The following is a 20,863-nucleotide window of genomic DNA, read 5'->3' on the forward strand; positions in this document are numbered from 1 at the left end:
TTTGGTATTATTGTGTCACCATTTTTTTGGCTTGCGGCGAAATCATCGCTTTCTGTACGCTGCCTTTTTTATGATTATCAGCCATGACCTTGGCATCTTTAACGGTTAGATTGACCAACGACTCCGCTAACGCTTTAATATCGGCATTACTGCTGCGGATGAATCGCTTCGCTTCTTTATTTACACTATTAACCGCGGCGACACTCGTGTCTAGTCCGCGATCTGGCGCGACGTGCAGACAGATATACCCGGTGCCATCACTGCCGTAAGCGCAGAAGCTTTCACTGCATTCCATACAACCCGCGCCACCGGCATTCGGATCACACAGCCATGCGGCCTGTCCTGCCGTTGAATAAAGCCCAATCATGATCATGCATGCTTTTAATAATTTCATATGCTTCCCGTCGATAATTAACGTGATTATTGCCAAGGCTATGATCTTAGCGATATACCTCATAATAAATAGCTGTCGTGAACGACAGGGCATAGAGGAGGCAGTACCTATAAACAAAAAAAGAGAGCCACCGGCTCTCTTTTCTAAGTACTTTCTGCTGCTTGTATAAGCGTTTTATCTCAGTGCGTTAAAGCGGTGTGATTTTAGTGCTGCTGCCGGTATTTGGTAGTGGCAAGGCGGGAAGGCCTCCACCGATTACACTGAGGTGCTGATCCATTAGCTGGCGCAGTTTATCGGCTTCACCAAGGTTTTTCAGCAGTCTAGCGAGCTCGCTTAGGGCTTCAGCCTTAGGGCTTTGCTCTAGGCTCTGCTCAAAGTAGGTGATGGCTTTGCCCCAGTGCTGATTGCGCTGTGACAGGCGTCCTAATGTGAGTAGTAGGTCGGCATTCAGTGGATCATCTTTCAACCAGTTGCGGGCATTTTCCAGCTGCTTCTTCAGGTTTTCACCTTCGATGCGACCGTAGAGGTTGATCAGATCGCTATCACCGGTGCGGTTGATAAGATCACGAATGACCGGTTCAGCTTTGGCTTCTGCGCCGATGCTTACCAGTAAATGAGTGTAATGGCGGGCCAATACATCATCTTGAGTGAGCTGGCCGGGCATATTGTGCCAGGTTTCTGCGAGTGCTTTACGTTGCTCTTCGGGAGAACTGCCTTCGGTGATGCTCTGCTCTAATAGCTTTTGATAACAGAGTTGTTCGGTTTCGAGCAGTTTCTCGGGCTTCAATGCTTTGTTTTTACGCAACAGAGGAATCAGTTGTTTTACCGCTTGCCAGTCGTTTAGCTGAATATAGACTTTATTCAGCAGTTTCATAACATAGGTGTTTTTCGGTGCTTTCTGACGCAAGCTTAGCAGTGTGGCGAGGCTAGGTTCTAATTGGCCACGGGCCAGTTGAGTTTGCGCCTGATTGATGCCCACCGCGATTTCGGCTTCGGGTGTGGCTGTTCTGGCTTTTTGCAGTAGTTCATCACAGGCTTTTTCGTCGCCCTGTTCTTGGGCCGCATGGGCGGCTGCCAAGTAGTTGATCAGTGGCAGATCGGCGTTTTCGGCTGACATTGAGAGCAGTCGTTGTGCTTTCCACCAGTTCCCTTCCGACAGAGCGATTAAACCTTTAAGGGTTTTGTCGTGGGCGATACGGCTTTTACGACTACCGCTCCAGAGGCGCAGTCGGGTGCCTGATTTAAGTGACCGATTGAATAGGTTGATACCCCAGTGAAGTGCAAAAAATAGCACCACGATCAGCACCAAAAAGACCCAAAGGCTCATCTCGATGGTGGTTTGTCCGTAGGCAAACAGGGTATAGCCTGAATCCTGAATCATTTTCTGGCCGATCCAGGTTCCGGCAAAGAGGAATAATAGCAGCAGGATAAATACGCGTTTCATCAGGCAGCTCCCTCTTTCAGCTTACGCATCGCTTTCACGTAATTTTTTAGCGCCGCGAGTGAGCCTGAAATGTTCGGCATCTGCGGAGCAACTTCAACTTGCTCAAGCTCTTTCAATGCAGAGAGCAACGCTTGGGTGTTGCTGTCATTCTGTTCAAAGTAAGTGCCAACCCATTGCTGGGCTTTGGTTAGGCTATTGAGATAGCTTTTAGGCTTGCGCTGCAACAATGAGAGCTGTGCTTGCTCGAGCATCAGGTGCAGGTTCTGCTGGAGATAATAGCTTTGCTGCGGAGAGAGCAGAGGCTCGACCGGCTCACTGCGATCTTGGATAACAATCAGCTGGCTGGCTTTATCGGACAGTGTTGCCCAAGCTTGTTTGATATCGGTGCTCCAGCTAGAGGCGAACTCTTCGCTCTTCATCTGATCCAGTAAATCCGGCAGTTTGTGCTGCTCAGTTAGCGGGATAACCTGTAGTTGATCGACCTGAGTGCTAAGTGCGCCGAGGCGTAGGAAAACGCCTTCGGTATCAAGTTCAGGCACGGCTTCAAGGGCCGCGATATCGGCGGCGACCGCTTTACGAATATCATAGATGGTGACATCGTCGGTTTCGCTGAGAATCTTATCGGCCGAGCGTAGCAGTTGCAGTGCACCGCGTGGTGTTTGTTCCATCAGTACCCGTTGGTTCGCTAATCGCAGCAGGTATTCAACCTCTGCTAGCAGCCAATCTTCACGGTTGTTGTTCTGAGCGGCAGTGACTTGCTGAATACTTTGTGTCAGTCGTTTCTGTAATTCGTTAATATTCGACTGATCTTGATCCGACTTACTTTGCAGTGCCGAGAACTTCTGATTCAGTGCGTTGATCTGTTGGCTTAGCTGTTGCTGGCTCTTGGTCAGTGCACCGTTGAGTTCAGTCGCGGCAGTTTGCTGCGATTGTTGCATTTGCGTGCCGGATTGGAGTTGCAGCCAATAAAGGTAAACAACGCCGATGATAGCGATGAGTGCTAATAGAAGCGCGATTCTACCGGCCCAGCTGGCTTTGGCTTTTTTGGGTGTCTCTTTTTCAGGCGGAGAGGTTTTCGCTTTTTGATTGTCCGCTTGCTTATCGGATGCTTTGCTCGGCTTTTCCGTTGATGGCTTAGAGGCTGCCTTTTTCTCGCTAGTCTCAGGCTTATCGGCGGGGGCAGAATCCTTTTCGATCAGCTCTCCCTCAAGCACTTCTTCTGGTTTATCTGAAGTGGCTGGATTGTTATTCCCGCTTTTTTTCATGTTCTGTCATCCATATCGATAGTCGATAAAACTGTTTCTGCCATTGCCTGATTATCGGGTCCGCTGGCGGTAATTACTCGAGTATAGCCTAACTCGGCTGCGATTCGGGCGACTCGTGCACTAGGTACAACCAATGTTGTATGTTTCAGCGCCTTAAGTGCGTGGTCGTCGATTAGTTGAGTTAGGTTATTCACCGCTTCTCCGCTGGTCAGCAGGACCGCAGCGAGAGGCTTATCTGAGATAGTACCCATGATCTGCTCAGAGGTATAGTGGGGCATGCTCCGACGATAAAGATCGGCGTAGTCAATCCGGGCACCCCGCTGGCGTAACTGCTCGGCAAGCGTTTCTCGGCCACCTTCGCCACGCATGATCAATATTTTTTGTTCGCTAATGTTCTGTAATAGCGGCAGCGATAATAAAGCCTCAGAATCATAACCGATGGGGGAGCGTTGTGCCGTGATGCCATAGCTTTCGAGTTTAAGTGCGGTTTGCTGACCAATCGCGAACCATTCAATACCGATGGGTAGTTGTGGCCAGTATTGATCGATCAGCTCCATGCCGGTGGCCACTGCGTTAGCGCTGGTGAAAATGGCCTTGTGGTATAGATCGAGATCCATAATGTGGCTTTTTAACAGCGGAAAGGCTGGGTCCGCATCGGCAATCGGTGTGATGTCCAATAACGGCAAGGGTATCGGGTCAATACCCATGCTGGCCAATAATGCTGTTTGGCCCTGAGCTTGATGTTCAGGGCGAGTCACCAGTACCCGGGGGTTAGCCATTTTGTTTGTACACTTCAGCGAGAATTTTATCGGCACCGGCTGCCAATAAGCGTTCGGCGAGTTCGATGCCCATCTGTTCAGCATTGTCCGGGTGGTTGCGTAGTTCGTCCCGCAGAATTTCTGTGCCATCGGTGCTGGCCACTAAACCTCTTAGGTATAGTTCGTCGTTGGCCTCGTTGAGGGTGGCGAAACAGGCGATCGGCACCTGACAACCGCCTTCTAGACGGCGGTTCATGGCCCGCTCTGCGGTCACCCGGATAGCGGTGTGTTGATCATGCAGCGGTTTCAGGAGAGCTAACGTGGCGGCATCATCGCTGCGGCACTCGATACCAACGGCACCCTGTCCGCCAGCCGGCAGGCTGTCTTCGGGTGTAATTTCACTGGCGATCCGATCAGCCATTTTGAGCCGTATTAGCCCAGCGGTAGCGAGAATAATCGCATCATATTGGCCTTCATCCAGCTTTCGCAGTCGAGTATTGACATTGCCGCGTAGGGTGTTGACTTGTAGATCGGGCCGCTTGGCTTTTATCTGTGCTTCGCGGCGCAGGGATGAGGTGCCGACGATAGCGCCCTGTGGTAATTCATCCAGGGTTTTATAATGATTGGAGACAAAGGCATCGGTTGGCTTTTCTCGGGGGCAGATAACCGCTAGGCCTAGTCCTTCAGGAAACTCCATCGGTACATCTTTCATCGAATGTACGGCGATATCAGCTTCATTGGCGAGCATGGCCACTTCCAGCTCTTTAACAAACAGGCCTTTGCCGCCAATTTTAGACAGTGGTGAATCCAGTAGTACATCACCCTTGGTGGTAAAACCAATGAGTTCGACAGTGATATCCGGGTGGAACTTCTCTAACTCGGCTTTAACATATTCCGCCTGCCACAGGGCAAGTGGGCTTTGGCGGGTGGCAATACGGATTACTTTATTGGTCATACAGGATCCTGGAGGGCGGTTGCCCGGTCAGCTACGCAAATTATTTTCCGATTTTAACAGATAAGCAGGCCGGTAACAGCTGATCGGGCATGCGGTTGGGGGTAGGTTGCTGTATAATGCCTGCCATTGATTTAGGACAGGGTCCGCTTGCCGTCGGTGCGGATGACAGATGTGAGGTTTCAGTATGAGTGAAGAACAAACCAACCAGCAATGGGGTGGCCGTTTTAATGAACCAACGGATGCCTTCGTTGCACGCTTTACGGCATCGGTACAATTCGATCAGCGGATGTATAAACAGGATATTCAAGGCTCTGTCGCACATGCGAAGATGCTCACTAAAGTGGGCGTGCTGAGTGAAGCAGAATGTGCCGATATTCTTCAGGGGCTGAGCGAAATTCAGTCTGATATCGAAAATGGCAACTTTGAGTGGTCCATTGCGCTGGAAGATGTGCATATGAACATCGAAGCGGCGCTGACCAAAAAAATTGGTATTACGGGTAAAAAACTGCACACCGGTCGCTCACGTAATGATCAGGTCGCTACCGATATCCGTCTTTATGTACGTGAAGAGATCGATAATGTGCTGGCTGAGATTACCCGTCTGCAACAGGGCATCATCGGTTTGGCGCGTCAAGAAGCAGAGACGGTTATGCCGGGCTTTACGCATTTGCAAACGGCCCAGCCGGTGACCTTTGGGCATCATCTGATGGCATGGTTTGAAATGCTGAGCCGAGATTATGAGCGTTTTGTTGATTGCCGCAAGCGGGTCAATATTCTGCCATTAGGTGCTGCGGCATTAGCGGGTACGACTTATCCGATCGATCGTCATATGACTACTGAGCTACTGGGTTTTACAGCACCGACCGAAAACTCTCTGGATTCAGTATCCGACCGAGATTTCGCCATTGAGTTTTGTGCCGCCTCTAGCATCATGATGATGCATATGACCCGTTACTCTGAAGAGTTAGTGATGTGGGCATCGGCGCAGTTTAACTTTATTAACCTGCCAGACCGTTTCTGCACTGGCTCTTCTATTATGCCGCAGAAGAAAAATCCAGACGTACCTGAATTAGTGCGAGGTAAGAGCGGTCGTGTCTATGGTCACTTGATGTCACTGCTGACGTTGATGAAGTCGCAGCCGCTGGCTTACAACAAAGATAACCAAGAAGATAAAGAACCGTTATTTGATGCGATCGATACGGTTAAGGGTTGTTTGCGGGCCTTTGCCGATATGGTGCCAGCGATTGAAGCGAAGCGTGACAACATGCGTGAAGCGGCTCTGCGTGGGTTCTCCACCGCGACAGATCTGGCGGATTATGTGGTACGTAAAGGGATTCCATTCCGTGATGCCCATGAAATTGTCGGTAAAGCGGTGGCTTACGGTATTGAGCAGAGCAAAGACCTCGGCGAGATGACACTGGAAGAGCTGCAGCAGTTCTCGGATCAGATTACCGGCGATGTGTTTGATGTGTTGACCCTCGATGGTTCGGTCAGTGCACGGGATCATATCGGCGGCACTGCGCCTAATCAGGTGCGTCAGGCCTGTGACCGTGCAGAGCAGATGTTGGCGCAACGTCACTGATAAATATCGACTTTTTCGAACCCGCTATGGTACTGCTATAGCGGGTTTTTTCTTTTTTACTACCCAGCTTGGGATACTGAGAGAAGATCCTCGTTAAAGAACAGCGTAAATTGAGCGATAAGTCTAAGCTTGAATTAATCTACAAGGGGCTGTTTGGCTTAGCGCGTTATGGATGCTGATAGAACAGGGTGCTTAACTGATCGCCTGTGGTACACAAGTAAGATGAAATATGCCGTGCTGGAGTACAGATGAAACTTAATATCAGTCATAAAATGATTGTCGGCTTTGTCCTGATGGTGGTCTTTATCATCGTCGTCGGGGTCGGTGGTTTTAATGTAATCCAGTTAATTTCCCATAAGTTTCAGAATGTCACTCAGAATGTCGTGCCCTCTCTGACCGATGGGTTGCGACAGTTGGTGCATCTGGAAGAAGCGAATAACGAGCTATTTGTTGCTCTGTCTCAGCGGCAGGTGCGAGAGTTGAATCAGCAGCGTGATCTATTTAAGCAGCGGTTGGATGCCTTCAAAGCCGATCAACAGCGGTTAGCAGAGCGGGTGGCTGGTGATGATGAGCTGGTTGCGGAGTTGGATCGGGTCGCTGCATTAGTGGATCAATATTTCCTGCTAGCGGATACAGTGTTAGTGGAGCAACGGAATATTCTCGACAATGAGCGGCATATTATTGATGCAGATATTCGGGTGCGTAAGCTGGATAGTTCGTTGTCCGATGCGTTGAGTAAATTACAGGTCGATTATGCCGGTACACCGGTTGCGAAGGCGGGTAAAAATCTAGCGAAGACCATGCGAATCTTTCGCACCCGATTGATGAATTTCAATCGGACTAAGAGTATGACCCGGCTGGATAAGTTTCTTAAAACTAAGCAGGGTGATATTTCTGAAAATGCCGCCAAGATCATCAGCCTGAACAGTCGGTTTACCACGGAACAGGATGATGTTAAGGCATTTGAACAGCAGTTTTATGGCGACAATGGGCTGATTGCTTACCTACGTTCGATGGATGTTGCCGAAAAGGCTCAGGCGCTGCGTTTACAGCAGACCTATAAGTTGATTGCAGAAACCCGTTTAGCGGTTGAAAGCTTTATTGCTAAGAACAATCAGATACTCACGCAGGCGCAGGCGCAGGCTAATGACGAAGTGTTTGTTGGGCGTTGGTGGATTATTGGTTTATCGGTCGGTGCAGTAATTTTTGCGCTGATTGTGGCGGCGGTTTTGGTGCAAACCATACGGGTGCCGCTGGCGCGTATTCATCAGGGGTTGAGTGCTTTTCGTCAGGGTGACTTAAGCGTTGTCTTTGAGGTTGAACGGGAAGACGAGTTTGGTGATTTAAGTCGTTACCTAAACTCGGTGGTTGAAGAGTTACGGGGTATTCTGCAGCAAGTAGCGGAAGGTGCAGAGCGTTTATCAATGGTGGCTAACAGTAATGCGGCGATCAGTCAGCAAACGACGCAATCGATGTCGCAGCAAACAGCCACGCTGGAGCAAACCTCGTCTGCGGCGGTGGAGATGGAGCACAGTGTGTCTGAAGTGGCAGAACACAGTAAAACGACTTTGCAGGCGGTGCATGAATTTGAATCATTGAGTCAGAACGTCGGTCAGCAGATGCTCGATACGATCGCGAGTATCGAAACCCAGGCGCAGGGCATTGATCAGGCGATGCAGGTGAGTGCCGAGATGTCGGCCTTTGGTGAGCAGATTGTAATGATTTTGACCACAATCCAAGATATTGCCGATAAGACCAATTTATTGGCGCTGAATGCGGCGATTGAGGCTGCGCGTGCGGGTGAGCAAGGGCGTGGCTTTGCGGTGGTCGCGGATGAAGTTCGAGGCCTTGCTGGACGTACTCGGGCATCAGTGCAAGATACCCAAGAGATGGTGGGTAATATGCAGCATGCGATTGTGCGAGTGTCTGAAGTGATGGATCAGAGCTATCAGCAAACACAGAATTGTGTTGAACAGGCTGGTCGTTCGCAGAATGTGCTAAAAAGTATGAATGATTCGGTGGCGCATATTCGTGATCTGAATGTGTTTATTGAAAGTGCCGCGAATGAACAGGCAAATGCTGTTGCTGAGGTCAGCCAGACACTGGTTGAAATTAATGCGGCAGCAGCTGAGATATCTCAGGGGGCGGTGGTTGCCTCACAAAGTAGCCAACAGTTGTTGGATGTCGCTCAACAGCAGCAAGCGCTATTAGCACGCTTTTCAATCCGTTAACGGGGTTGGTGATCGAGGTTGTGCTTTCAATTTTGCTTTTAACTCTTTAAATTTATAAGCCTTTTGGGTTTGTACCCGGTCGCTTTAAAGGGCCGTTGTTGTGTCTGTATACGGTTGGCAGGATACGATAACCTGCGTTGAAAAATAATAATGATAAAGCCCAAACGGGATTTAATAATTGGAGGCCGGTGGATAGACCGGAGTTGTGAATGAGACTGAATGTCACACATAAGTTGACAGCTGGATTTGCCTTAATGGTGATGTTGATCGTTGTCGTTGGTGCGGGAGGCTTACTCGGAAGTCGAGCTATCTCGAACCATTTCTTCACGGTATCGGATAACGTTATTCCGTCGCTGTCGGGTAGCTTTCAGCAGATGGTTTACCTTGAGGAGGTTAACTCCGCCCTTTTTTCGGCCTTGTCACAGAGCCGGATTAAGGAGTTGAACAAAAAGGTAAAAGAGGTCAAAGCGAAGATTGTTAAGTTTAATGAAGCACAGGCACAGGTAGCGGAAAAAGTTGCCGGGAAACCCGAGCTCCAAGCAACTCTTGAAGAAGTGGAAACCGTTAGTCAGCAGTTTTTTGAGATCACCAGTAAGGTGATGTCTGATCGAAAGCAGGCCTTGATTCTGGAGTTCCAAACCCGTCAGGCGGAACTGGACTTTCAGTCACTCGGTAATACTCTGAGCCTCTGGACACAAACTCTCTATGAAGATCAGGTCGAGCAAGAGATGCTTGATAAGGCGCAGGATCTGAATATCGCTTTCAGAATGCATCGTTTTCAAATAGTCGACTATCAACGTACCGGTGATATTGAAAAGCTGAAGGCGTCTTTGGCCAAAAATAAAGGTGAAATACTCGCCGCCTTCAAAGCGGTTGAGCCGATGGCTCCTAATGTGCAGTTACTTAAGCGAACCATTATGTCGGTTAATAACCATCTCTACAGTAATGGCGGCTTGGTCGATTATTACACCGAGCAAGCGGCTGCGAATAAATCCTTAGTTGAAAGCTTGAGCAAAACCGATAGTCTTATTTCCCGCGCCCGTGAGGCAATGTCTGCCTTTATTGAGGCAAACCATCAGTTGGCGAGTGGTGCACGTAATGAAGCTCAGCAGTTGGTGAATTTCAGCCATGTGGGTATCTTATCGTTGGCGGTGGGCTCAGTGGTGTTGGGCTTGATTATTGCGGTTGTGTTGGTGCAAACCATACGGGTGCCGTTGGCGCATATTCATCAGGGGTTGAGTACTTTCCGTCAGGGTGATCTGAGTGTTGTGTTTGAGGTTAAGCGCGAAGATGAGTTTGGTGATCTGAGCCGTTATCTCAATTCGGTGGTGGAAGAGCTGCGCAATATTTTACAAAAAGTTGCCGAAGGTGCTGAACGCCTCTCTACGGTAGCCAACAGTAATGCGGCGATCAGCCAGCAGACAACACAGTCGATGGACCAGCAAAGTATGAAGCTGGAGCAGACGTCATCTGCCGCAGTAGAGATGGAGCACAGTGTTTCCGAAGTGGCGGATCACAGTAAGACAACCTTACAAGCGGTGCATGAGTTTGAAACGTTAAGTCAGAGCGTCAGTCAGCGAATGCTGGATACTATTGCCAGTATCGAAACCCAGGCTAAAGGTATTGATCAAGCGGTTGGCGTGAGTGCTGAGATGTCGGCTTTCGGTGAGCAAATTGTGATGATTTTAACCACCATTCAGGATATCGCTGATAAGACCAACCTGCTGGCGCTCAATGCGGCTATTGAAGCGGCTCGCGCCGGTGAGCAGGGTCGTGGTTTTGCGGTAGTAGCAGATGAGGTCAGAGGCTTGGCGGGTCGTACCCGAGCATCAGTGCAGGATATTCAAGAGATGGTCGGGAATATGCAAAATGCGATTCAACGGGTATCAGAGGTGATGAATCAGAGCTTTAAGCAGTCTCAGAATTGTGTTGAGCAGGCGGGTAGGTCACAGGAAGTCTTACAGTCGATGAATCAGGCGATCGCTCATATTCGCGATTTGAACACCTTTATTGAAACGGCGGCGAATGAACAGGCGCAGGCGGTTGCGGAGGTTAGTCAGACATTGGTTGCGATTAATTCAGCTGCGGCTGAAACCTCTCAAGGTGCGGTGATTGCGTCACAAAGTAGTCAGTCGTTATTGGATGTCGCTAAACAGCAGCAAGCGTTGCTGAGTAAGTTCTCTATCCGTTAAACGAGCTATTGAGGTCAATAAAAACCCGCCGTTTGGCGGGTTTTTTGGTTTTGTTTATGCTTATTTAATTGAGGGTAATATCGACCATTAGATCGTTAGCAATGGCTTCCAGCGATTGTTGCAAGTCATCTAGGTCGACGCCTGCCGGCACTGTTAGCTCGGCATCCGCTTTGAATAGTTCTTCGGCCGACATTGAGCCGCTCACCAGTTCGGTGGACAAACGTTCGACATTAATATGGTAACGACTGAGGGCCTGGGATATTTCGCGGACGATGCCCGGTTTATCATGACCGATTAATTCCAAGGTAATGCTGTTGCTGTCCGTTGATGCTGGTTGTGTTTGGCTGCGCGCGATAAGCACTCTAAGGCCCTGTGATTCGAGCTTTTGTAGGGCGTCGATCAGTGGCTCAGCTTGATCTTCGGTGATCGAGACGATAAGGATACCGGCAAACTTGCCTGCTAGACGGGACATACTACTCTCGAGCCAGTTACCACCATTGTCGGCGATGGTTTGGGAGAGTAGTTCTACTAGTCCGGGCTTATCCGGGGCGATAACGGTCAGTACGAGAGATGTCATTATTATTTGCTCCTTAAGGTGTATCCAGACCTAGCTGACGGTCTTGGTTGGCAGCGATGGTAATAGGTGTCTGTTATCGAGGGTTGCCGCTATGTATGGCTATGGTCTTTGAAATATAGCCAGATCGTTAAAAAGTGCTGACAACCTTAGTGGATCATCCCATAATCCTCACTGTCCTGCTATCAGGTTTGAGTTACAGGCTGCGCGCCCTGTATATATGTATAAGTTGTTAATGGATTATAAGCACAGATGAGCGAGATTCTCACGGCATTGTGGCCGGTTTTTGCACTGCTATGTATTGGCCATATCGTCAGGCGGATGGGGTTTCCCGGTGATGGTTTTTGGGAGCCAGCCGAAAAGCTGATCTATTTTTTACTCTTCCCCATGTTGTTGGTGTATAAGCTGAGTCTCGCAGATGTTGGCTCGGTACCGGTGCCCGAAGTGGCGCTGGCTGTGGTGTTATTACTGTTTTTCGGCACCTTATTGATGCTGGGGATTCAGCGATTGAAGCCGTTAGAAAACAGTAGCTTTACCTCGGTTTATCAGGGCGGGATACGCTTTAATACCTATGTTGGCTTAGCGGCGAGTGCAGCACTGTTTGGCGATGAAGGTGTTGCAGTGGCGGCGGTTATTATTGCGGTGATGGTGCCGTTGTTAAATTTGCTCTGCGTGCTGATTTTTAGTCTCTATACCCGTCGGGATGCGGGCTACCTGAGTGCTGTGCGCGCTATTATTAAGAATCCACTGATTATTGCTTGCTGTATCGGTATCTTTCTCAACCTATCGGGTATCGGCTTGCCTTGGGTTGTTGCATCGGTTGCCGGCTTGGCCAGTGGTATCGCATTACCGTTGGCGCTATTGGCGGTCGGTGCGGGGCTTAATCTGACAGCGCTACGGAAAGCAGGTGGCGCGGTGATCTATAGCAGCTTCGTTAAGTTGATGATTTTTCCCGCTCTGATGCTGCTTATCTGTATCTTATTTATTGATTCGCCTGAAGTTGCTCAGGTGTTATTGCTGTTTAGTGCGTTACCGACAGCACCGTCAGCTTATGTATTGGCTCGGCAGTTGGGTGGGGATGCGACGCTAATGTCGGCGATCATTACTGGCCAAACATTGCTCTCAATGCTGTTAATGCCGGTAGTTTTATCGATTTTTCCGTATTTTTTGTGAATTTCGTTAAAAATGTTGAACTTTTAGCTGCTTTTTAAGGTCTTTTAATAAGTTATTGAAGTATTTGTCGATAAAGTGCGTATAACGTCTTAAAAATAGTTGTATTATTTTTACTATATGAAAGAATATGCGCGCTTTTGACTTAGTGAATTAAACTTTCCGAGCAGTGAAAATGAAAAAAGGACCCGATATCGTTGTAGTACTGGTTGCTGTATTTGTTTTAGGTACAGTGTTTACCGGTGTCAGTCATGCTGATATCGAATTTGTATCGATGGTTGGCCAAGTATTTACGAACTAAACCCGCTTATCGGGCTGCGCGGTAAAAGCGTTTCTCGGTAGCAACGCCTTCTAGTGGAATATCCCAGCTTTCAGTTTTTAGCTGATCCACTTTTTGCAGATCATGCGCTAGTCCGATCAGGCGCGTGCCCCTTCCTTGACGCCAACCCTGCTTAAACGCAAAGGTGCGGTCATAATAACCACCGCCCATTCCTAAGCGGCCACCCTCTTCATCAAATGCAACGAGCGGTAGCAAGACTAGATCTAATGCCCAAGCCGGGCGTCGTGGTGCCTGAATTAAAGCCGGTTCTTTAATGCCATAGATGTTTGCATTTAAGGTCGTTTCCCGGGTGTATTCAATAAACCAGAGGCGGTTATGGCGAATAGGGTGGAGCACTGGTAGAAAACAGCGTTTACCCAGTTTGCGGCAGTATTGAATTACCTGTTCGGGGCTGATTTCACCATCGCTGGCGAGATAGAGTGCGATGGTGCGGCTGCGACGAAACTGAGTTAATTGACGAATAGTCGAGAGTAAACCGTGGGCGTGTTGACGTTGCTCTGCCGCTGTCAGGCGACGGCGCTTTTGGCGCATCTGACGACGCAAGTTCTTTTTAAAATCAGTGGCTTGGTTCATGACGGGACACAGCAGAAGGAAAAGAAAAGACTCCCCAGGGTTGCGGCGCTGGATCGGCCCTGAACCCGAAGGTTCAAGGTGGCAGCTTCAGATTAAAATTAGGCTTTCCGTCTAGCGGACATGCACATCAGATAACCAAGAAGCTTCCAAAAGTGTGATTATCGGCTCAAGGGACTAACCAGAACTACCAATAACCTCAGGGAGCTGATTCCATTATACTGCTCCCGAACGGAAAGTCAGCCTTGAAATAAAAAAATACTGTGCTAAATGGCCTAAAGGTGCCGCGTATAATTGCATGGAAAGTAAGGTTATTTAGTTGAGTTGAAAAAAATTCAAGGGCGATTTAAAAAGCGCTGCAGGGCAACGCTATTCGGATAAGGTTTTTTCGAGCAGTAAACTGAGGTGGTCGAGTCGCGAGTTGACGACTTGGCGTTCCGCTGCTTGGCTTGCTTGGAGCTCATAGGTGATATTCAAGGCGGCCATGACGGCGACTTTTTCTGCCCCGATAATGCGTCCACCCGCGCGGATATCCTGCATTTTTTTATCGAGGTAGGCGGCGGCTTTGAGCAACTCGGCTTCCGCTTCGGCGGGGCAGGCGACCACATACTCTTTGCCGAGCAGAGTTACGGAGATATTGCGGGGAGAACTGCTCATGCCTGCTGCTCCAGAGTTTTAAGGCGGCTAATCATCGCTTCGAGCTTCTGGTCGGTCTGGTTGGCGACGTGCAGGCGCTGGTTCCGCTCCTCTTTTAGGGCAGAAATTTGCTGTTGCAGATCCTGATTAGACTGCTCAAGTTGTTGGCAGTGTAGGATCAGCATATTGATCTGTTGTTCTAGTTTATCGAACGCTTGCGCAGACATAGGTTTAAGACTCAATTATCAGAGGCCGTATAATAAGCTGAAAATGGCTGGTAATCGAGTGCTGTTTCGTGGTGCCGCTGTAGTTGAAGTGCTAGGATATGAATCCTGAAAAGTTAAGCCGATACAGAGTAGCGCCTCCATGCCTGAAACCCAGTCCCCTGAAGATTTTCTTCCCGAGTATTATGAAATATGTGATGTATTGGTCGCTGAAGACAGTATGACCAGTAGTGCCGCCGAGTTGCACGGTTTGCTGTGCGGTTATCTTTCCGCCGGAGCCCGGTTTAGCCATGATGCCTGGTTGAAGCTGGTGAAGGAGTTAACCGATATCGGTGATTTTCGCCATGAGTCCTCCACGTTAGCCTTTACCGATCTTTATGATGGTGTGGTAGCGCAGTTAGAACAACATGATTTTGGTTTTCAGCTGATGCTGCCGGATGATGATCTCGCGATGGCTGAACGGGCTGAGGCGTTAGGCTGTTGGTGTCAGGGTTACCTGAGTGGCTTCGGTTTGCAAGGTGGGCATACCAATGATTCCCTGTCTGATGAGTTGAAAGAAGCGTTGGCCGATATGGCCCAGATTGCCCAGATTGAGCTAGAGCCTGAAGCCGATGAAGAGAATGAATCGGATCTGATGGAGCTGCAAGAATATGTACGTATCTCTTCAATGATGATTTTTGGCGAGTTTAACGCCGCCACGGAACAAGACGCTGCACCTGCACCGGGTGCAACAGTTCACTAACAGGGAGTGATGTCAGCTATGCGAATCAGTCAGTCAGGTTTTGCCATCCGCCGTCAGCTGCTGATGGATAAAATGAGTCCGGGCAGTGTTGCTGTTGTGCCCTCAGCGAGTGAAGTCAGCCGTAACCGGGATGTGGAATATCCGTTCCGGCAAGACAGTGATTTTTATTACCTGACCGGTTTTAATGAGCCGGATGCGATGCTGGTGTTGATTCCTGAGCAAGACGGTGGACAGGTGATTATGTTCTGCCGTGATCGAGATCCTGAAATGGAGATCTGGAATGGCTATCGTGCCGGGCCGCTGGGTGTTTGTAATCAGTACGGTGCCGATCATGCGTATCCGATTGATGAACTGAATCAGCGAATGCCGGATCTGCTGCAAGGCAAAGATCGGCTCTACTACTCCATCGGTTTAAACGATACGTTCGATCTGCAGGTGCGTGGCTGGCTCAATGATATTCGTAAAAAGGCGCGCATGGGGGCGGCAGGCCCGGGCGAAATGGTGATGTTAGATCGCCTGCTGCATGAATTACGCTTGTTTAAATCCGCTGAAGAAGCGGAGCTGATGCGGGCAGCCGGACGTATCTCTGCCGAGGCCCATGTGCGGGCGATGCAGGTATGTAAGCCAGGCTTAACGGAGTATCAGTTAGAGGCTGAAATTAGTCACCACTTTGCTATGAATGGCTGCCGCTTACCGGCTTACTCTTCTATTGTCGGCGGGGGGAGAATGCCTGCGTATTGCATTACACCGAGAATCAAGATGTGCTCAATGAGGGTGACCTCGTGTTGATCGATGCCGGTTGCGAATTGGATTACTATGCCGGTGATATTACCCGAACCTTCCCGGTCTCTGGCAAATTCAGTGCCGAGCAGAAAGCCTTATATGAATTGGTTTTGGCCGCGCAATTAGCCTGTATCGAAGCGATTCGTCCCGGTGTTCCTTGGATCTGTATCCATGACAAGTCGGTGGAGGTGTTAACCCACGGTCTGATCGAGCTTGGTCTGCTGAAAGGTGATCCAGAGGAGCTGATCGAAAGCGGTGCCTACAAAGCTTTCTATATGCATCGTATTGGTCACTGGCTGGGGATGGATGTTCATGATGTGGGTGATTATCAAATTGATGGTGAATGGCGGTCATTAGAGCCGGGCATGGTTCTAACCGTGGAGCCGGGTATCTATGTCTCGCCGCAGAACGACCATGTCGATGAGAAATGGCGCGGCATCGGTATTCGTATTGAGGATGATGTATTGGTCACTGAGGATGGTTATGAAGTGCTTAGTGCCGCAGCGCCTAAGAGTGTTGCAGAGATCGAAGCATTAATGGCGCACTCGGCTTGATGTCAGCGTAATCATCATTCGATGAGTGCGATTTAAGTGTTAACAACACGGGCGGTTATGAAACAGCATTACGATATTTTAATCATTGGTGGCGGGATGGTCGGCGCGAGTTTGGCGGCGGCATTAATCCCGGCGGGTAAGCGTTTAGGGTTGTCGATCGCAGTGGTTGAAGCCTTTCCTATGCCGGCTGCTGGTAGCGCCGAATATCAGCCGAGCTACGATACTCGCTCAACCGCGCTATCCTATGGCAGTCGGTTGATTTATGAGCAGATCGGTATTTGGCCGCAACTGCGGGAGCACCTTTGCCCGATCACCAATATTCACGTGTCTGATAAGGGACGCTTCGGCGTCTCCCGCCTGAGTGCCCATGATGAGGGCGTTGCCGCACTGGGTTATGTCGTAGAGAACCATTGGTTAGGCCAGGTGTTGATGAGTCGACTCATGGAAGACGATGCTGCACATATCGATCTCTTGTGCCCCGCGGAAGTCACCGATGTGCAGACTCACGACGCACTCATGACGGTGTCATTGTTAGTTGATGACAGCCCTCAGCAAGTCACGGCCGAACTGGTGGTGATGGCGGATGGAGGTCGGTCTGGCCTGCGGGAGCAGTTGGGCATCGGTTATCAACAGAAAAGTTATCAACAGCATGCGGTGGTCGCCAATATTAGTCCGGAAACGGCTCATGATTATATCGCTTATGAGCGGTTTACCGATACCGGCCCGATCGCGCTGTTACCTCTCGAAGATGCTCCGCCAAGCGCGTCTAACGATGCCGCGCAGCCCGGTTTGCATCGTATGGGGTTGGTCTGGACGGTACCCGATGAGCAGATAGACGAGATTCTTGGCCTTACTGATAAACAGTTTATCGAGCGGGTGCATGAACGTTTTGGCTATCGTGCTGGGGTCTTTGTGCAGGTTGGCGAACGCTTTAGTTATCCGCTGAAGCTGAGTATCGCCGATGAGCAGGTACGTCAGGGGCTGATTGTGTTAGGTAACGCCGCCCATGCACTGCATCCGATTGCCGGTCAGGGTTACAACTTGGCGTTGCGGGGTGTGGTTGCCTTAGCTGCTGAGCTGATCGAGGCCCGCGAAGCCGGTGTCAATTTGGGTGATATTAATCACCTGACTCGATTTGCCGAGCGGGTACGTCGAGATCAGCAGAAAACTATCGGATTCAGTGATAAAACCATGAAGCTATTCTCGAATGATAACCCCTTGTTGGCACTAGGGCGCAGTGCCGGGTTGCAGTTAATGGATATCTGTCCGATGGCGAAAACGGTATTTGCCCGTAGCGCGATGGGACTGGATCAGCCAACGCCTGATCTGCGCTAATAGGCTTGGCTTATAATGATGTCCCGCATGGGGACTTTGTCAGCTGTCTGTGAGGACTCCAATGACACAAGATAATATGACCGATCTGGTGATCGTCGGCGCCGGTATGGTGGGGCTGACATTGGCCGCATTACTGGCCGACAGCGGTTTGCGTATCCGAGTGCTTGAGCATCGGGATATCGATGCCGAGCAAGCACTGACGTGGGAGCAATCTCAGCGAGAGCAGGGGTATGATCCCCGGGTAAGCGCCTTAACCGTGGCCTCTCAGCAGGTGTTGAGTGTTGCCGGGGTTTGGCCGCAGATCGAACAGATGCGCTTGATGCCCTATCGGGCGATGGATGTTTGGGATGGTGAAGGCACAGGGCATATTCATTTTGACTGTGCCGAACTGCACGAACCCTGTTTAGGCCATATTGTGGAAAACCGAGTCACTCAGGCGGCACTGCTGCAACGGGTGGCTGCTCAGCCTAACTGTCAACCATCCATGGGTGTCGCACTGACCGAGTTGTCAGAGCCAGATGAGCAAGGGGCGCGCAGGTTGACCCTCAGCAACGGTGAGACGCTAGAGTCACGCTGTGTGGTCGCTGCGGATGGGGCTTTATCGAATACCCGGCGATTGGCCGGTATCGGGATGTGGGAGTGGGATTACGGCCATCATGCGATCGTCACGACGGTCACGACGGAAGTGTCCAATCAGGCGACCTGCTGGCAACGTTTTACCAATGACGGTCCTTTGGCGTTTCTGCCGTTAGCGGAAGCGCATCTCAGTTCGATTGTCTGGTCCACCTCGCCGGATCATGCCAAACTGTTGATGGAGCTGAATGATGCTGATTTTTGTCAGGCATTGGAACGTGCTTTTGAGGGTCGTTTAGGGCGCGTAACACACACCGATCCTCGGGCTGCTTTTCCACTGCGTCAGCGGCATGCTAAGCAGTATGTTAAAGCCGGCTTTGCGGCCATTGGCGATGCCGCCCATACCATTCACCCACTGGCTGGGCAGGGGGTTAACCTAGGCTTGATGGATGCGGCTGCGCTAGCGGAGACGATTCTCGAAGGCGTTAAAGACGGTGTCGATTGGCATAGTGAATATCATTTGCGCCGTTTTCAGCGTGCTCGTCAGGGCGAGAACCTACAGATGGCGGCGACGATGGAAGGCTTTAAACGTTTATTTAATGCCGAAGGTCCACTACCGAGGTTGTTGCGTAATACCGGTATGTCATTGATGGATCGATGTTCGCCGGTTAAAAATCATATTGTGCAGCAGGCGATGGGTTTAGCCGGGCCGTTGCCGCGTTTGGCGCGTCGGCCGATAAAAGAGTAACGTTGGCGTGTTAGCCTAAAAGATCAGTCAGAATCCATGGGAAAATTTGCACTGGCGATTGAATCTATATACATTGTCTGCCCTTTTTAAAGATAGCCCTAAGCTTTATTTATTGCTGAATAACAATTAATAGCGTCAGTTACAGAGCGATCAGTTATTCGCTCAGGATAAGCGAGTTAAGAATTATGGGACAGAGAACGGCACTTTACGAAAAGCATTTGCAGATGAATGCCAAGCTGGTCGACTTTGGTGGTTGGGATATGCCGATCCACTACGGTTCACAGGTTGAAGAGCACCATATAGTCCGCAACGATGCGGGTATGTTTGATGTGTCTCACATGACAGTAGTGGATGTCACCGGCGCGGATGCCAAAGAATACCTGCGTTACCTATTGGCGAATGATGTCATTCGCTTACAGGAGCAGGGCAAAGCACTTTACAGTGGTATGCTGAATGAAACCGGCGGTGTGGTTGATGATTTGATCGTCTACCTGATGACCGATCCCGATGTGACCGGCGAATGGTTCCGGGTGGTGGTTAACTGCGGTACCCGTGAGAAAGATCTACGCTGGATGGCGGATCATACTGCTCAGTTTGATAATGTTGCGCTGACCGAGCGCCCCGAATTGGCGATGGTGGCGATTCAAGGGCCGAATGCGATTGCTAAAGTTGCGGCGGTATTAAATGAGTCGCGAGTTAAGTTGATTGACGGTTTAAAGGTGTTTCAAGGGTTGGAATCGGAAGGCTGGTTTTTTGCGAGAACCGGCTATACTGGCGAAGATGGACTTGAGGTGATGGTGCCAGAGGAGTATGTTGCAGACTTCTGGCAAGCATTGGCGGATGCCGGTGTGGCTCCTTGTGGGCTGGGTGCCCGTGATACCTTGCGATTGGAAGCCGGCATGAATCTATATGGCTCGGATATGGATGAGAAAGTCTCTCCACTGACGGCGAATATGGCTTGGACTATCGCTTGGGAGCCAGCAGAACGAGACTTTGTTGGCCGCAAAGCGCTTGAAAAACAGCGTGAGACTGGTGTAAAACAGAAGTTGGTTGGGCTGGTACTCGAAACACGAGGCGTACTTCGCAGCCACCAGAAAGTCATGATTAACGGTGAGGAAGCGGGTGAAATTACCAGTGGTTCTTTCTCGCCAACACTGGGTTGTTCGATTGCAATGGCCCGGGTATCGGCTGACATAGCGGATACTTGCCATGTTGATATGCGTGGCAAACTGGTAGAAGTAAAAGTAGTTAAACCGTCATTTGTTCGCAATGGCGAGAAAGTGTATTCATAAACTCTCACTGTAGGAAAGAGAAAATGAGCGATATCCCAAGCGATCTGAAATATGTTGCCAGCCATGAATGGATCCGTGACGAGGGTGATGGTGTTGTAACTATCGGAATTACTGACCATGCCCAGGATCTGCTGGGTGATGTAGTGTTTGTTGAGCTGCCTGAAGTAGGTGCTGAATTCGCTACCGGTGATGACCTCGGCGTGGTTGAATCTGTTAAAGCAGCATCGGATGTCTATGCACCATTGAGCGGTGAAATTCTTGCTGTAAATGGTGAATTAGAAGATGCCCCTGAGTTAGTAAACAGCGATCCTTATGGTGATGGCTGGTTTGTTCGCTTGCGTCTGTCTGATACCACTGAAGTCGATGATCTGTTGGATGCCGATGGCTACGCGGAATTGTGCGAAGCCGAAAGCTGATTAACGTCTGATCATGCAATAACTAAGCCCTGCCACTGCGGGGCTTTCTGTTATCTGGGCCTGCAGGATATATGCTGCGAGCGGT

19 protein-coding genes, 1 other RNA gene and 1 pseudogene are annotated in these 20,863 nt (G+C 49.9%); 11 read left to right on the top strand and 10 right to left on the bottom strand.

All coding sequences use genetic code 11. The annotated features are described in order from the left end of the window. Positions 1-7: 7 nt before the first annotated feature. The 5 genes from AC0L4K_RS20395 to hemC form a co-directional block, all read right to left on the bottom strand. Entirely contained in the window at positions 8-394 is a 387-nt protein-coding gene (locus AC0L4K_RS20395) for a hypothetical protein (protein WP_473267698.1), read from the bottom strand. Positions 395-581: 187 nt separating this feature from the next. Next, positions 582-1,838, bottom strand: a complete 1,257-nt coding sequence (locus tag AC0L4K_RS20400) for a heme biosynthesis HemY N-terminal domain-containing protein (protein ID WP_473267699.1) — start codon at positions 1,836-1,838, stop codon at positions 582-584. Then, a complete protein-coding gene (locus AC0L4K_RS20405; protein ID WP_473267701.1) occupies positions 1,838-3,103 on the bottom strand; it encodes a uroporphyrinogen-III C-methyltransferase in 1,266 nt (421 codons plus the stop codon). Before AC0L4K_RS20405 ends, AC0L4K_RS20400 begins: the two co-directional genes overlap by 1 nt. Further along, on the bottom strand, positions 3,100-3,882 hold the full coding sequence (locus AC0L4K_RS20410) for a uroporphyrinogen-III synthase (RefSeq protein WP_473267702.1): 783 nt from the start codon (positions 3,880-3,882) through the stop codon (positions 3,100-3,102). Before AC0L4K_RS20410 ends, AC0L4K_RS20405 begins: the two co-directional genes overlap by 4 nt. After that, positions 3,875-4,816 carry a hydroxymethylbilane synthase gene (hemC, locus tag AC0L4K_RS20415; protein WP_417227016.1) on the bottom strand — a complete coding sequence of 314 codons (942 nt, stop codon included), beginning with the start codon at positions 4,814-4,816 and terminating at the stop codon, positions 3,875-3,877. Before hemC ends, AC0L4K_RS20410 begins: the two co-directional genes overlap by 8 nt. 184 nt (positions 4,817-5,000) lie before the next feature. Here hemC and argH point away from each other — a divergent pair, with 184 nt between their 5' ends. The 3 genes from argH (at position 5,001) to AC0L4K_RS20430 (ending at position 10,821) form a co-directional block, all read left to right on the top strand. Then, positions 5,001-6,398 carry an argininosuccinate lyase gene (gene argH, locus AC0L4K_RS20420; protein ID WP_417227014.1) on the top strand — a complete coding sequence of 466 codons (1,398 nt, stop codon included), beginning with the start codon at positions 5,001-5,003 and terminating at the stop codon, positions 6,396-6,398. Between the two features lie 248 nt (positions 6,399-6,646). Continuing rightward, complete coding sequence (locus AC0L4K_RS20425) at positions 6,647-8,629, top strand: methyl-accepting chemotaxis protein (protein WP_473267703.1); 1,983 nt, start codon at positions 6,647-6,649, stop codon at positions 8,627-8,629. A gap of 209 nt (positions 8,630-8,838) precedes the next feature. After that, positions 8,839-10,821, top strand: a complete 1,983-nt coding sequence (locus AC0L4K_RS20430; RefSeq protein ID WP_473267704.1) for a methyl-accepting chemotaxis protein — start codon at positions 8,839-8,841, stop codon at positions 10,819-10,821. A 64-nt stretch (positions 10,822-10,885) separates the two neighbouring features. Here AC0L4K_RS20430 and AC0L4K_RS20435 read toward each other — a convergent pair whose 3' ends face one another. Further along, entirely contained in the window at positions 10,886-11,398 is a 513-nt protein-coding gene (locus AC0L4K_RS20435; RefSeq protein WP_473267705.1) for a glycine cleavage system transcriptional repressor, read from the bottom strand. Positions 11,399-11,647: 249 nt separating this feature from the next. Here AC0L4K_RS20435 and AC0L4K_RS20440 point away from each other — a divergent pair, with 249 nt between their 5' ends. Further along, positions 11,648-12,568, top strand: coding sequence for an AEC family transporter (locus tag AC0L4K_RS20440; protein ID WP_473267706.1), 921 nt, complete (start codon positions 11,648-11,650; stop codon positions 12,566-12,568). Between the two features lie 172 nt (positions 12,569-12,740). Next, complete coding sequence (locus AC0L4K_RS20445; protein WP_417227004.1) at positions 12,741-12,866, top strand: hypothetical protein; 126 nt, start codon at positions 12,741-12,743, stop codon at positions 12,864-12,866. Positions 12,867-12,872: 6 nt separating this feature from the next. On the opposite strand, the gene AC0L4K_RS20450 is transcribed toward AC0L4K_RS20445, so the two are convergent. From AC0L4K_RS20450 to AC0L4K_RS20465, 4 genes are all read right to left on the bottom strand, one after another. Continuing rightward, positions 12,873-13,478: a 5-formyltetrahydrofolate cyclo-ligase gene (locus tag AC0L4K_RS20450; RefSeq protein ID WP_473267707.1), complete on the bottom strand. Its 606-nt coding sequence runs from the start codon at positions 13,476-13,478 to the stop codon at positions 12,873-12,875. Between the two features lie 27 nt (positions 13,479-13,505). After that, a non-coding RNA gene (gene ssrS / locus AC0L4K_RS20455) (6S RNA) lies at positions 13,506-13,684 on the bottom strand. Positions 13,685-13,844: 160 nt separating this feature from the next. Then, positions 13,845-14,132: a cell division protein ZapA gene (locus AC0L4K_RS20460; protein WP_473267708.1), complete on the bottom strand. Its 288-nt coding sequence runs from the start codon at positions 14,130-14,132 to the stop codon at positions 13,845-13,847. Next, positions 14,129-14,338, bottom strand: a complete 210-nt coding sequence (locus tag AC0L4K_RS20465) for a DUF904 domain-containing protein (protein WP_473267709.1) — start codon at positions 14,336-14,338, stop codon at positions 14,129-14,131. Before AC0L4K_RS20465 ends, AC0L4K_RS20460 begins: the two co-directional genes overlap by 4 nt. Before the next feature lie 139 nt (positions 14,339-14,477). Here AC0L4K_RS20465 and AC0L4K_RS20470 point away from each other — a divergent pair, with 139 nt between their 5' ends. From AC0L4K_RS20470 to gcvH, 6 genes and pseudogenes are all read left to right on the top strand, one after another. After that, a complete protein-coding gene (locus AC0L4K_RS20470) occupies positions 14,478-15,077 on the top strand; it encodes a UPF0149 family protein (RefSeq protein WP_473267711.1) in 600 nt (199 codons plus the stop codon). 72 nt (positions 15,078-15,149) lie between these two features. Beyond that, positions 15,150-16,414: pseudogene (gene pepP / locus AC0L4K_RS20475) on the top strand (Xaa-Pro aminopeptidase). Between the two features lie 57 nt (positions 16,415-16,471). Then, positions 16,472-17,749 carry a 2-octaprenyl-6-methoxyphenyl hydroxylase gene (gene ubiH, locus AC0L4K_RS20480; RefSeq protein ID WP_473267712.1) on the top strand — a complete coding sequence of 426 codons (1,278 nt, stop codon included), beginning with the start codon at positions 16,472-16,474 and terminating at the stop codon, positions 17,747-17,749. A 61-nt stretch (positions 17,750-17,810) separates the two neighbouring features. Continuing rightward, complete coding sequence (locus tag AC0L4K_RS20485) at positions 17,811-19,070, top strand: UbiH/UbiF/VisC/COQ6 family ubiquinone biosynthesis hydroxylase (RefSeq protein ID WP_473267713.1); 1,260 nt, start codon at positions 17,811-17,813, stop codon at positions 19,068-19,070. A 185-nt stretch (positions 19,071-19,255) separates the two neighbouring features. Then, positions 19,256-20,362, top strand: coding sequence for a glycine cleavage system aminomethyltransferase GcvT (gene gcvT, locus AC0L4K_RS20490; protein ID WP_473267715.1), 1,107 nt, complete (start codon positions 19,256-19,258; stop codon positions 20,360-20,362). Positions 20,363-20,385: 23 nt separating this feature from the next. Beyond that, positions 20,386-20,778 (top strand): glycine cleavage system protein GcvH, encoded by a 393-nt coding sequence (gene gcvH / locus AC0L4K_RS20495; protein ID WP_417226987.1) that lies wholly within the window; start codon positions 20,386-20,388, stop codon positions 20,776-20,778. Positions 20,779-20,863 lie beyond the last annotated feature (85 nt).

The sequence above is a fragment of the Amphritea sp. GJ51-11 genome (assembly GCF_055808735.1).